Annotated in this window: 10 protein-coding genes; 7 read left to right on the top strand and 3 right to left on the bottom strand. The window is 37.9% G+C overall.

What is annotated here, in order from left to right; genetic code table 11:
- The first annotated feature begins 125 nt into the window (after positions 1–125).
- Both ACIQ1E_RS11555 and ACIQ1E_RS11550 read left to right on the top strand, forming a co-directional pair.
- Positions 126–245: a hypothetical protein gene (locus ACIQ1E_RS11555; protein WP_396171462.1), complete on the top strand. Its 120-nt coding sequence runs from the start codon at positions 126–128 to the stop codon at positions 243–245.
- The gene (locus ACIQ1E_RS11550) at positions 242–445 is read left to right on the top strand and encodes a hypothetical protein (protein ID WP_396171461.1); all 204 of its coding nucleotides are present in this window, start codon (positions 242–244) and stop codon (positions 443–445) included. The genes ACIQ1E_RS11555 and ACIQ1E_RS11550 overlap by 4 nt, the downstream gene beginning before the upstream one ends.
- Positions 446–685: 240 nt before the next feature.
- Here the strand turns inward: ACIQ1E_RS11550 and ACIQ1E_RS11545 are convergent, their stop codons facing one another.
- Complete coding sequence (locus ACIQ1E_RS11545; protein WP_396171460.1) at positions 686–922, bottom strand: hypothetical protein; 237 nt, start codon at positions 920–922, stop codon at positions 686–688.
- Positions 923–1285: 363 nt separating this feature from the next.
- Here ACIQ1E_RS11545 and ACIQ1E_RS11540 point away from each other — a divergent pair, with 363 nt between their 5' ends.
- The 5 genes from ACIQ1E_RS11540 to ACIQ1E_RS11520 all read left to right on the top strand — a co-directional run bounded on the left by ACIQ1E_RS11540 (position 1286) and on the right by ACIQ1E_RS11520 (position 10140).
- Positions 1286–2005: a GYF domain-containing protein gene (locus ACIQ1E_RS11540; protein ID WP_396171459.1), complete on the top strand. Its 720-nt coding sequence runs from the start codon at positions 1286–1288 to the stop codon at positions 2003–2005.
- A 266-nt stretch (positions 2006–2271) separates the two neighbouring features.
- The gene (locus ACIQ1E_RS11535) at positions 2272–5676 is read left to right on the top strand and encodes a DUF2126 domain-containing protein (RefSeq protein WP_396171458.1); all 3405 of its coding nucleotides are present in this window, start codon (positions 2272–2274) and stop codon (positions 5674–5676) included.
- Positions 5677–5768: 92 nt separating this feature from the next.
- On the top strand, positions 5769–8360 hold the full coding sequence (locus ACIQ1E_RS11530) for a circularly permuted type 2 ATP-grasp protein (RefSeq protein WP_396171457.1): 2592 nt from the start codon (positions 5769–5771) through the stop codon (positions 8358–8360).
- Entirely contained in the window at positions 8350–9219 is an 870-nt protein-coding gene (locus ACIQ1E_RS11525) for a transglutaminase N-terminal domain-containing protein (RefSeq protein WP_396171456.1), read from the top strand. Before ACIQ1E_RS11530 ends, ACIQ1E_RS11525 begins: the two co-directional genes overlap by 11 nt.
- A gap of 87 nt (positions 9220–9306) precedes the next feature.
- Positions 9307–10140 carry a protein-glutamine glutaminase family protein gene (locus ACIQ1E_RS11520; RefSeq protein WP_396171455.1) on the top strand — a complete coding sequence of 278 codons (834 nt, stop codon included), beginning with the start codon at positions 9307–9309 and terminating at the stop codon, positions 10138–10140.
- 184 nt (positions 10141–10324) lie between these two features.
- Here ACIQ1E_RS11520 and ACIQ1E_RS11515 read toward each other — a convergent pair whose 3' ends face one another.
- A complete protein-coding gene (locus tag ACIQ1E_RS11515; RefSeq protein WP_396171454.1) occupies positions 10325–11782 on the bottom strand; it encodes an AAA family ATPase in 1458 nt (485 codons plus the stop codon).
- A 264-nt stretch (positions 11783–12046) separates the two neighbouring features.
- Positions 12047–13165, bottom strand: a complete 1119-nt coding sequence (locus ACIQ1E_RS11510; RefSeq protein WP_396171453.1) for a VWA domain-containing protein — start codon at positions 13163–13165, stop codon at positions 12047–12049.
- Between the last annotated feature and the right edge of the window lie 143 nt (positions 13166–13308).

Here is a 13308-nt window from a genome sequence, read left to right as displayed (position 1 = left end):
GATACAATAGAAGGTCAAATATGGGGACAATCTTCGATGTGTTAATGAAAAAGATGGTGAAATTTGAATAAATATCAATAAAATCAATAGATAACAAGGGTGCTCTAAGCGCCTATACCTAAAAAATTAAATATCCAAACAATAATCATATCAAGGATAAAATTCGTCAACAATTACAGTTTTTAAGGGATAAAGGATTAATTGAATTTAACGGAAGAGGAAATTATAAAAAAATACCAGTATGAAAAAATACATATTTATTACACCAGAAGGAACAACCGAAGCTCCAAACGATTTATATGAAGTAAATAATATGCAAGTAATTGGTATTGTTGAAGACGTTACCAATGAGGATGAAGCTTTAAAAAAACTTCTCATCGAAAATAATTGGATAATTGATGCCGAATTCAATATTGCTGAATTCATTGTTTATGAAATCTTATAATTTTAAATCCAAATACCTACCTTCAATGCCAGAATTTTTTAAAGCCAACGCATTCTTTCTTCCATAAGCAATAAATACACTTGGAGCGCCTGGAGTTCCTGCTTGAACACCTGAAACGTGATAAAATCTAATTCTTCCTTTTACAATTAATAGTGCATCCGCATCATTCCAAATATGCTCAAAGAAACATTTCGTTTCAGTCCTCGCAAAAATTAAGGCAATACCATTTCCGTGAAATTTTTATTTTTCTAACCATAATTCCATTCCTCTTCCATAAGGCGGATTTAAATAAACTCTACCAAACCAATCTTTTGATAAACCATCATCTAAAGTTGTAAAATTATTTTTTGCGTGTAAAAAAGGTGCATTGATTGGACTACAAGGGTCTAAATCAAATTTTCCTAATTTTAGCACTAAATTTGGTGGAGTTAACCACTCCACTTTTGTATTTTCACAACGTTCAAATGATGTATCCATAATATTAATTTGTTGCAAATATTAGATCAATATTTGGATATTGCAAATGTAATGTGATCATTTTCAATAAATTATAAAATATAACTCAAATCTATTGAATTACAATGCATTATATTTTTTGTTAAAAAAATGGGATTAATCAGAAGATTTATTGATTAATAAAAATCCAAACATCAAAAAATGGATGAAGAAATATAAAGAGGAATATAAATTACAATCCGTAAACTATTTGGCTGTATTGACCTTTGCAGAGCATATTTTTTGAAAACATTTTGTGTACAAACCCGCTGAAATTTTGCAGTATCAAAAAATGATTGTAGCTTTGAAAAATTCGATTGTATAGCATTTTACAGCCTCTTATTTATGAAAAAATACTTCCTTCACGACGGTACCGAAAGCAGCGGCCCTTTTGATTTTGAAGAATTGATTGCAAAAAAAATTACGCCTAAAACTCCGGTTTGGTTTGAAGGAATGGAAAAATGGAAATTTGCTGGGGAAATACCGGAATTGGATTCTATTTTTAAGGTCAGTCCTCCTCCATTGGATATCAAAAAGGAGGAAACCAAACCACAAAAAACCGCGGTTAAACCAGCCAAAAAACAAATCTTTGGCCTCAGTCGCCCCACTTTTTTTATCATTTGTGCCGCCATTGTGCTATTGGCAGGCATCTCCTATTTGAAAAACCTTCAAGAAAATAGAAGTCGAGAACTCCGTATCAAAAACCATAAAACCGAAGTCGAAAATTACCAACTAGAACTCAAAGAAAAAGAAATTGAGGAGCAAAAGAAAATGCAGGCGGAAGCGGAAAAAGCCGCCGCCGAAAGAGCACTCCAAGACCAAAAAGAAGCTAAAACCGACAGAATTATAGAGATCGATAAATTAATCGCCATCTCGCAATCGAATCTTGAAACCCTCAAAAGAAAATTGTCCCAAGCGTCTGGATTTAAAATATTGAGAAGTTCCGCTGAAAAGAAAGAGGAACTCAATGCCTTGCAACTGCAAATCGATTCGATATACAAAGATATTGATCAACTCAAAATCGAATCCAATCAGTTAAAATTAGATTTAGATAAAATCCCCTAATTTTTCGCAATGAGTTTCTAGCACTTCGTGTCCCTCTTTTTGATCGAGATTATCCCGATAAATCCCAACTAAACTGACCCATATAACAACAAAACAAGTTGGTTTTTTGTGTCAAATTTAATTATTCGCAATATAGAATTCAAAAAATACACATTTAGAGATACAGAGAACTATTTTAACTGAATTATTATCATATAAATTCGCTATTTAGTGATTTTTTTTCAATATTTGTACTTGCAAATTAATGTTGTTAAAAACACTTCTCTATGTCCATAAAAATAGCCATTTCGCATAAAACAGGGTATAAATTTGATCGTAGTGTAAAATTGTTTCCTCATATTTTTCGACTCCGACCAGCGGCACATTCCAGAACAGCGATTGAAGGCTATTCCTTCAAGATTTATCCCGAAAACCATTTTATCAATTGGCAGCAAGACCCATTCGGAAATTACCAGGCCAGAGTTGTTTTTAATGAAAAGACAACTGAATTACGAGTTGAAGTGGAAGTCATTGCGAAACTAAAAGTAATCAATCCTTTTGACTTTTTTGTGGAAGAATATGCTGAAACCTTTCCGTTTAATTATGAAAATACGCTATTCAAAGAATTATTTCCTTACTTAGAAGTAAAAGAAACAGGTGCGAAATTTGATGCATTCGTTGCGCAATTGGCTCAAGTAAAGGACTTAAAAACCGTCGATTTTTTGGTATTTGCCAATCAATTGGTATTTCAAACTTTAAATTACAATATCCGCCTTGAAGTCGGTGTTCAAACTAGCGAAGAAACCTTGAATCTTCAAAGCGGTTCTTGTCGTGATTTTGCTTGGCTTTTGGTTCAAGGCTTACGAAGCATAGGCTTAGCCACTCGATTTGTTTCGGGCTATATCGTTCAATTGACCTCGGATGTAAAATCGCTGGATGGTCCCTCAGGTCCTGAAGCAGACTTCACCGATTTGCACGCTTGGGTCGAGGTGTATTTGCCTGGCGCAGGATGGATTGGACTCGATCCTACTTCTGGACTTTTTGCTGGCGAAGGTCATATTCCGCTGAGTTGTACACCAGATTATGAAAGTGCAGCACCAGTTACCGGTGCTACAGAAATATGTCAAGTTGAATTTGAATTTGACAATACCGTCACCCGAATTTATGAAGATCCTAGAGTAACCAAACCCTATACCGAAAAGCAATGGGAAACCATAATGAAAGTAGGTAACGATGTCGAAAAAGACTTAATCGAAGGTGATGTTCGTTTGACAATGGGTGGAGAACCTACTTTTGTTTCAATTGATGATTTCGAATCACCCGAGTGGAACTCTACCGCTGATGGTCCATTAAAACGAAAGTTGGCTTACGATTTGGCATTGCGATTGAAAGGACGATTTGCACACGGCGGATTGCTTCATTTCGGACAAGGAAAATGGTATCCAGGCGAGTTATTCCCACGTTGGCAATATGCATTGTACTGGAGAAAAGACGGTTTACCAATGTGGAAAAACGATACTTTAATTGCCAAAGAAGACGGCAAAAAATTCAGTTTTCACGATGCCGAACGTTTTGCTATTGAACTGACTAAATACTTGGGTATTGATACCAAAAATATTAATCCTACCTACGAAGACCCGATTTATTGGGCTTTGGAAGAAGGAAAACTGCCGGTGAATTTAGACCCCCTAGCCGTGAATCTGAAAGATTCGGTGCAGCGTCATACCCTAGCCAAACTGTTAGAAAAAGGCCTGAACAATCCTTCGGGTTTTGTGTTGCCTTTGAAGTGGATTCACGAATCGCATCATTGGGTGAGTTGCGTTTGGGAATTTAGAAGAGGACAATGCTATTTGATTCCCGGAAACTCCCCTATTGGCTTGCGTCTCCCGCTAGAATCATTACCCAAAGTCTCCAAAAACAAAAGAGAGCAACCCGTTTCGCGCAGCTTATTCGAAGAATTGCCTCCTTTGGGCGATTATCATCAATCATTAGAAGAACGCTACGGAACTACTGCCGCTAATTATCGCGCAACTGTTGCTCCAAAATTGGAAGACGAAGAAGCCAAAGAATCAGAATCGCTTTTATTTGAAGTGGAAACTTTTTCGACGGCGATGTGTGTCGAAGAGCGCGACGGAATTATTTATGTTTTCTTACCTCCAACGGATTACTTAGAAACCTATTTGGATTTGATTGCTTCCGTTGAAGCTACAGCAGAAAAACTGCAAATTACTGTGAGAATTGAGGGATATCAACCGCAATCCGATTACCGAATTGAAAAAATGATGGTGACTCCAGACCCTGGTGTTATCGAGGTGAATGTGCATCCGGCGAAGTCGTGGCAAGAAATTGTCGATCATACTACTGCTTTGTATGAAGAAGCTTTTCTGTCGCGATTGGGCACCGATAAATTTATGGTCGATGGTCGTCATACCGGAACTGGTGGTGGGAATCACGTGACTTTGGGTGCTTCAAAACCCGAAGACAGTCCGCTGTTGCGAAGACCTGATTTGTTGCGTAGTTTGATTACCTATTGGCAACATCATCCGGTCTTGAGTTATCTATTTGCAGGACCTTTTATTGGTCCAACCAGCCAAGCACCCCGCATTGACGAAGGGCGTGACGAACGATTGTATGAAATGGAGATTGCGTTCGAACAAATTCCGAAAGGCAAGGAAATTCCTTTTTGGATGGTGGATCGTATTTTTAGAAATTTACTCACCGATATTACGGGAAACACACATAGAACTGAGTTTTGCATCGACAAATTGTATTCACCCGATTCAGCTACAGGACGGTTGGGAATATTAGAGTTGCGCGCTTTTGATATGCCACCGCACAAACATATGAACTTGGTGCAAAACCTTTTGGTTCGGGCTTTGGTAGCCAAGTTTTGGAAAAATCCATACGAGAAAAAATTAGTCCGTTGGGGAACTGAATTACACGATAAATTCTTATTGCCGCATTTTGCATACCTCGATATGATTGATGTAGTCAATGATTTGAAAGAAGCAGGCTATGATTTTGATATCTCGTGGTTTGACCCTTTCTTTGAATTTCGCTTCCCGCATCACGGAGGGATTACGGTGGATAACATCCAGTTGGAAATCCGTTTGGGCATCGAGCCTTGGCACGTTTTGGGCGAAGAATTGTCCAGCAATGGAACCGCTCGATTTGTTGACTCCTCACTAGAACGATTACAAGTCAAGATTTCGGGTATCATTCCAGATCGTCATATTTTGTTGTGCAAAGGTTGTAGGATTCCGTTGCGCAGTACGGGAACGAAAGGCGAATATGTAGCGGGGATTCGGTATAAAGCCTGGAATCCGCCTTCGGCTTTGCATCCTAATATAGGCGTGGATGTGCCTTTGGTTTTTGATATTGTTGATACTTGGAATAACAAAATAATTGGTGGTTGTACGTATTTTGTTTCGCATCCCGGCGGACGAAGTTTTGATACCTATCCGGTGAATAGTTATGAAGCCGAGTCGAGAAAAATCAGTCGTTTTTGGGATTTTGGACATACGCCTGCTAGCAATACGGAACAAAGTGCGCCTGTTATTGATACACCGACGGTTTCGCGGTTTGTGGCTCAGAATAAAACTAGTTTAAAGCCGGATACGCCGATAGAGTTGGTTAATCCTGAGTATCCGAATACTTTGGATTTGAGGCATTATTGGGTGGCTAAAAAATAGTTTTCAATGGCAACAGTTTATTTAATTGTATTTTGCATTAAAATTAGTATTTTGCAGGGCTATACTAGAACGTAATTCATTCAAAAGCAAAAATGATTCAAGATATTTCATTGGGATTACTCCAAGCTTATAAAGAAAGTATCAATTCTTATGACGAGGTACTTGACCAAAATGGCGAAATAAAGCCTTATTGGCAAGGGCTTTTTGATACTTTGGAAACCATTGGAATCGATGGATTAAAATTGCACAACGATGAAATTATTAAAAAATTAAAGGAAAACGGAGTTACCTATAATGTGTACGATTCGAATAAAGAATCCAATCGTGCGTGGAAGCTAGATCCTATTCCCTTTCTCATTCACGAATCGGAATGGAAAACCATAGAAGAAGGCTTGAAACAAAGAGCTCGCTTGTTGGATTTAATTCTAAAAGATCTTTATGGTCCTCAAACCTTAATAAAAAACGGAATTATCCCAGCTGAATTGGTTTTTGATAATTCTGGCTTTCTCTTACCTTGTTTTGATATTCGTCAAAAACACCACAAACAATTACTGAATTACGCGGTAGATTTGGCTCGCGGGCCTGACGGTAAAATGTGGCTGTTAGACAATAGAACGCAATCTCCCTCTGGAGCTGGCTATGCATTAGAGAATAGAATTGTAATGAGTAAAATTTTTCCAGAACTTAATAGAAAAATATACCGAAAAAGACTATCTCCCTACTTTAATCAATTTCAGCAAACCGTTGATAATCTAAGCACTCACAGCAATGAAAATCCCAATGTCGTATTTTTGACACCTGGCGCTGGAACTGAAACCTATTTTGAACACGTTTATCTTTCTTCCTATCTAGGCTACACTTTAGTACAAGGGAATGATTTGTTGGTTCGCGATGGTTTTGTTTGGCTGAAATCGATAGACCAATTAGAGCGAGTAGATGTGATCATCAAAAGATTGGATGATAATTGGTGCGATCCTTTAGAATTGCGACGTGATTCTTTGCTAGGAATTCCTGGGTTATTACAAGTTATTCGTTTAGGAAATGTAGCTGTAGTAAATCCACCTGGAACTAGTATATTAGAGAATTATGGCTTAATGGCTTTTATGCAAAATGCCTGTAAATTTCTTCTAAAAGAGCCTTTATTGATGTCATCGGTCGCGACTTGGTGGTGCGGACAAACCAAAGAGTTAAACTTTGTTTTAGAAAATCTACCCCGCTTAATCATTAAGAAAACCAACAGAAAACAAGGGTTTAGGTCTATTTACGGTCGCGCGTTGAACGATGAAGCACTCGAAAATTTAAAAAACCTTATTCTCGATAATCCAAAAGAGTTTGTTGCTCAAGAGGAAGTGAGTTTGAGCACCACTCCCGCCTTTATCAACGGCGTTATTGAACCTCGTTTCGCTGTTTTACGCGCCTTTTTGATTGCAGACAATGACGATTACAAAGTAATGCAAGGTGGGCTTACTCGAAGCTCAGCTATCAAAGGAAAGTTTGAAATCTCCAACCGTTTTGGAGGTATTTCAAAAGACACTTGGATTATTTCAGACACGCCTATCTCCTATCAAGAACGGGCTATTGAAAAAAAATACACCAGCAACCAACTAAAAAACTCTTTGACCAGTCGAAATGCTGAAAATTTATTTTGGGTTGGTCGTTTGTGTGAAAGAACGATGGCGTTACGAAGCTTTTTGAAAATTATTCTCAATAGGCTCAACGAAAACGTGACCAAACACGGGAATACACAACCGGAGTTTTTGGTTGTTTTATTAAAATCGTTAACTCATTTAACACAAACCTACCCTGGATTTGTCGGAAAAGAAGCCAAAGAGGATGAAGAATTTGATAATGAGGCAATCTATGAAAACCCCATTTCAGAACTGTTGCTTTTGATTAATGACCCGAAAAAAGTGGGCTCAGTAGTGTATAACATTCAATCATTATTAAATACCATTAATCAAGTCAGTGAAAAATGGAATCACGACACCAGACGCATTATCAATTTGGTTGAAGACAGCCTTTTTGCGCTGAAAAATACCAATACCAATAACATCAATTATGTAAATCACGGTTTAGATAAATTACATATTCGTCTCTTTTCGTTTTACGGAAACATCTACGAAACCTTGCCAAGAGATAATGGTTTTTATTTACTTGAAGCAGGCAAAAATGTGGAACGTATTTTATCATTGCTGTCCGTTTTTCGTTCTACTTTGAATTTCAAAAAGAATGAGGAAGAGGAAATCCTTCTGATGGAAGCCATACTTGAAAACCACCATTTGTTGTCGCAGTATCGTAATATTTACAAATCGCACTTGAGTTTGAAAGCGGTTATCAATATGGTATTTTTAGAAAAAAACCTGCCTTATACACTTGCTTTTTTATTGGATACATTGACGGAGTATTTATCAAAATTACCCAAAACCAACGACCCAAATCGCCTCAGCATTGCAGAAAAATCAGTTTTAGAAGCCAGCACTATTGTCAAACTGATCGATGCTGACAGCCTAATACAAGTGGACGAATTAACGATGTTCCGTCCTGAATTAGACGCTACTTTAGCACAAGTTTTTCAATTGATTTGTAATGTTTCCAACAATTTAGCCAGTTTGTATTTCAACCATTCTGTGATGCAACATTCTGTTTTTGATACACTTGAAAATATAGAAACTGATGAAATATAAATTAAAGCATCAAACGCTGTATACTTATGTCAATGAAGTTCACAATTATCAAAGCATATTGTGTCTTCAGCCTAGAAATTCGGCGAAACAAATTTGTCGCAATTTCAAAATAGAAATTGAACCCAAGCCCAGCAAAATATATGCTCGAACAGATTATTTTGGAAACATTCAACATTATTTTTCGCTACACGAATCGCATAAATCACTAAAAGTAACCGTATCTAGTGAGGTCGAAGTTTTGAATAACCCTGTCCAACTTTTTAATACCATTAGTTGTGAAGAAGCGCGAACAAAATTTCAAACCGATCTCAATTTGAAAAATGAAGTATTGCAATATCAACTACCAAGCCAATACATCAGCTGGGATGACGATATCATCGCTTTTGCCGAAACCTGTTTGATGCCCGAAGTATCACTTTTTGAAGCTGTCTTGAATTTAATCAAAAAGATTTATACAGAGTTCCAATTCAAATCGGGTTCCACCAATGTGAATACGCCGCTGAAAACAGTACTTAAAGAACGCAAAGGTGTTTGTCAAGATTTTTCTCATTTGGCGATTGCAAGTTTGCGCAGCGTTGGCATTCCTGCCAAATATGTTAGTGGTTATATCGAAACCATTCCGCCCAAAGGAAAGCCAAAATTAGAAGGTTCTGATGCCTCACACGCTTGGATTTCAGTTTATATTCCAGATATGGGCTGGTGCGAATTTGACCCGACCAACAATATGATTCCACAACAACGGCATATTGTAACCGCTTATGGCCGCGATTTTGCTGATGTTTCTCCGCTGAAAGGAATTATTTTCAGTTCAGGCGAGCATAAAGTAAAAGTCGAAGTTGACGTAATTCCCGTCCAATAATTTAGATAATAAAGAAGCATCAAAAGAAAGCATCCCCTTTTAACGGCTCGAAAAGCATCGATACTAGATTTAAATACAGCGAATTCTTTGTTTGCCGCTATTTTGAAATCAGGAATTCCTTTTGGGTATCAGCAAGCGAATTGCCATAATATAGCGCATTATATAAGCTTACTATTAGCATCGAAAGGATTTCAATGCGCCAAAATTTGGGCATTCGCGCCAGTGGTCTATTCTACTTCGAGTACGAAATTAATATCATTTGCAGACAAAAAAAATATCTCTCCTGGCGGAACCATTGATTGGGGCTATCACGTTGCCCCTATTATTCAAGTTCGGATTGGAACTAAAGTACGCAAAATGGTGCTTGACCCGGGGCTATTTCCTAAAAGTCCAGTACGATATCGAACTTGGCTTGCCAAACTCAGAACCCGAAAACTGATCTTCCTCATAATGGATTCCGAATGGTATTTATACAATTCTTCGATGATTCCAAATTCGCAATTGACTCCAGATTTGAACGAATTTAAGCCTAATGTCAAGTTGCCCGATTGGTTTGCGGATAAGTTAATTACTGATTTTTTTAAATACGAAGAAGACTCTTTAGAACAGCATTGGATTGAAAAAGGGCTGGCGATAAACGAAACAGCTTTACAGTTTTACGAATCAGAAATCAAACCTTTGCTGCATTCCAAAATACATCTCGAAATGGTTGAGGATTATAAAATGTTGGCTGGGAATGTTTTCAATTTCGAAACCATTTTCCGAGACAACAATTGGAATTACGAAATGAACGATGACTTTCAAAGGAAATACCAAGACATCATTAGTCAATACCGAGAAATATACCATTCTAATCTCAAGAAATGGCAAGAATCTGTGGCTGAATTACTGATTGCAAGTCCAAAAAAAAGAAAGAAATAATTGTAGTTATAGGTAGATAACCAATTTTGCTCGTTTTATTGTCATCTTACGAAGGAGGAATGGCATTAGTTGCTATAATTAGGATGTTGCTTCGGCTGTTCGCTTTGCACGAGCCCTCCTTAGTCGGAATGAAAAAATTGTAAAGAATAGAATTAATCTGAAAAAATCAAATCTATTAAAATTTTTACAATTTACTAATATAACTTCCGTATAAATCTTTGAACTGATAACCTTCCAACAGACGGTCTTTACTCAATTTCTTATATTCTACCAATCCCCAAAGAATAAATTCCTTGATGAAATAGTGATCCTGTTTTTCTAATTGTGGTTGGTATTTTTTTACTAAAATATCTAGTGGAGCAATATCATCCAAAATCGCTTTGTATTCAGCATCTGAACAGTCGTCTGGCAATTCGAAACCACTTTCAGCAAAAAACCATTCTAAAATATCGGAGTAGGGTGTTTTTTCTCCTTGCTTTTCGAGTTTTTCGATTTTAGGAAAATAGGCCGGAAAGAACGTATGAATGGCATCGCCGATTAAGTGCTGTGCTACAATGGCAGCTCCCTCCTGCTCTCCTTCGTAAACCAATTCTACTTTACCAGTAATAGCCGGGATGATTCCCATAAAGTCCGACAATCGCAAGCTGGTTTTATCTGCACCTGATTTCAGGGCTCTACGCTCGGCTGTACTCAATAAATTCTCGAAAGCGGTAATGCTTAATCTGGCACTCACCCCACTTTTATTGTCGATAAACTCGCTTTCACGAGCTTCAAAACTGATTTGTTCCAATAAATCTCTGGCTAAGGAAGGTACGTAGACCAAATCGCTTTGAGCGGCATCCAATTTGGCTTCTTGCTCGGTAATTGTTCGGGCGATTTTGATGGTTTCTGGGTAATGAGTTAGGATTTGCGAACCAATTCTATCTTTGAGCGGAGTAACAATACTACCACGATTGGTATAATCCTCTGGGTTTGCAGTAAAAATAAACTGCATATCGAGAGGCATTCTCAATTTGAATCCACGAATTTGAATGTCTCCTTCTTGCAAAATATTGAACAAAGCCACCTGAATTCGGGCTTGTAAATCGGGTAATTCGTTAATTACAAAAATACTTCGATTTGCTCTTGGAATCATTCCAAAGTGAATCACGCGGTCGTCTGCATAGGATAGTTTTAAATTGGCCGCTTTTATCGGATCTACATCACCTATCAAATCGGCAACAGTCACATCCGGCGTGGCGAGTTTTTCGAAGAAGCGTTCGCTGCGGTACAACCAAGATATGGGTGTTGCATCGCCTTTTTCAGCGATTACATCTTTGGCAAAACGAGAAATCGGATGCAAAGGATCGTCATTGATTTCGGAACCCGTGACAAACGGAATGTACTCGTCTAACAATTCGATCATTTTGCGCGCCAATCGGGTTTTTGCTTGACCCCGAAGTCCCAACAAATTGATGTTGTGACGCGATAAAATAGCACGCTCCAACTCTGGAATAACCGTGTTTTCGAATCCGTGAACGCCTTCGAATGTGGGTTGGCCTGACTTGATTCTCTCACGTAAATTGTGACGCAACTCGTCTTTGATACTTTTGCTTTGGTATCCTGATTTTTTTAATTCGCCTAGTGTTTTTATGTTGTTCATTGATGTTGTTTGATATTATTAAAATTTTTATTTATTGCGCTCGAACTCAATGTCATTAAATTAAAGTTTCACGAGTTCGATTTAATACTAATCTGATGGTTATTTTTAAAATATATTTAGAATGCTACTCTTTTTAGGCTTCTCGATACAATTTTTAATAGTAAAGCTGTCGCATTACTATTAAAAACCACTCGAAGAGACGGCAAAAAGTACAAAGTCTAACCTAAAGACTTTGTTTTTGCACTTAGAAACTTCTACGGTAAACTATTTAATTCTTTTTTTACGATTGGTTTTATAGTCTTCGAAAATCATTTCGCCCAGGCCTTTCAGTCCGGTGTAAAATGCTTTCCCTTGATTGGCTTCGGTAAAACGATTGACAAACTGCTGCAAATAAGGATCTCTGGCAATCATAAAAGTCGTAATGGGAATATGAAGCTTTCGTGCTTGTTGGGCCTCATTGTAGCATTTATCGACAATGTATTCGTCGAGACCGTTGCTGTTCATATAATAGGTGCCGTCTTTTTCACGGACGCAACTCGGTTTACCATCAGTAATCATAAAAATTTGCTTGTTGGTGTTGCGCTTGCGGCGAAGTAAATCCATTGCTAATTGCAGACCTGCAACGGTATTGGTGTGGTAGGGACCAACTTTCAGGTAAGGTAAATCCCGAATAGCAATGGGCCAAGCATCGTTGCCAAAAACCAAAATATCTAAGGTGTCTTTTGGATATCGGGTCGTGATTAGTTCAGCAAGTGCCATCGCAACCTTTTTGGCTGGTGTGATTCGGTCTTCGCCGTACAAGATCATACTATGGCTGATATCGATCATCAAAACCGTGCTCATTTGGGATTTGTATTGGGTTTCTTCGACAACCAAATCGTTTTCGGTCAACATAAAATCGGCTACTCCATTATTGATTTGGGCGTTTCGTAGGCTTTCAGTCAGGGAAATCCGTTCTAAGCCATCACCAAAATGAAATTCACGAAATTCTCCAGTATGTTCGTCTCCGTTTCCGTGGTGTTTTGTTTTGTGGTTCCCGGACCCAGAACGTTTTAGATTGCCAAAAATATTGTCTAAAGCTTGTTGCCGAATAGCTCTTTCTGTTTTGGCAGTGATACCCATCCCCGAGGTTCCATCGTCTTTGAGTTCTTCGCGGATGTATCCTTTTTTATTTAAATCTTCGATAAAATCATCGATGGTGTAAGCAGAATCGGTCAGCTTGTATTCCTTGTCTAGTTCTCGCAACCATTCAATTGCCTCGTCGAAATCGCCTGAGGTATGCGTGATTAACTCCTTGAAAATCGCAAAGAGTTTATCGAACGGCGACTGAAATGGCGCTTCGTAGGTCTTGAAATAAAAGCCTTTTTTGATGGTGTTCTTCATAATTTTTAAAATTACATTAGTAACTAATCAGTTTATAATTCAAACTCAAATTTAGCTATTATTACCAATGCTTCCAATACATTTAGGCCATTTTTTATAGTTGTATCAATGACTGAGCGTATTTTAGCAAAGTTTTGTGCTGC

Source organism: Flavobacterium sp., assembly GCF_044348915.1.
Lineage (GTDB): Bacteria > Bacteroidota > Bacteroidia > Flavobacteriales > Flavobacteriaceae > Flavobacterium.
The sequence above is the reverse complement of the archived record's forward strand: the minus strand, read 5'-3'. Positions and strand labels throughout refer to the sequence as shown.

Excerpts from the sequence above, each read along its gene's own strand:
- ACIQ1E_RS11550 (WP_396171461.1), top strand. The coding sequence starts at position 242 with ATGAAAAAATACATATTTATTACACCAGAAGGAACAACCGAAGCTCCA.
- ACIQ1E_RS11545 (WP_396171460.1), bottom strand. The coding sequence starts at position 922 with ATGGATACATCATTTGAACGTTGTGAAAATACAAAAGTGGAGTGGTTA.
- ACIQ1E_RS11540 (WP_396171459.1), top strand. The coding sequence starts at position 1,286 with ATGAAAAAATACTTCCTTCACGACGGTACCGAAAGCAGCGGCCCTTTT.
- ACIQ1E_RS11535 (WP_396171458.1), top strand. The coding sequence starts at position 2,272 with ATGTCCATAAAAATAGCCATTTCGCATAAAACAGGGTATAAATTTGAT.
- ACIQ1E_RS11530 (WP_396171457.1), top strand. The coding sequence starts at position 5,769 with ATGATTCAAGATATTTCATTGGGATTACTCCAAGCTTATAAAGAAAGT.
- ACIQ1E_RS11525 (WP_396171456.1), top strand. The coding sequence starts at position 8,350 with ATGAAATATAAATTAAAGCATCAAACGCTGTATACTTATGTCAATGAA.
- ACIQ1E_RS11515 (WP_396171454.1), bottom strand. The coding sequence starts at position 11,782 with ATGAACAACATAAAAACACTAGGCGAATTAAAAAAATCAGGATACCAA.
- ACIQ1E_RS11510 (WP_396171453.1), bottom strand. The coding sequence starts at position 13,165 with ATGAAGAACACCATCAAAAAAGGCTTTTATTTCAAGACCTACGAAGCG.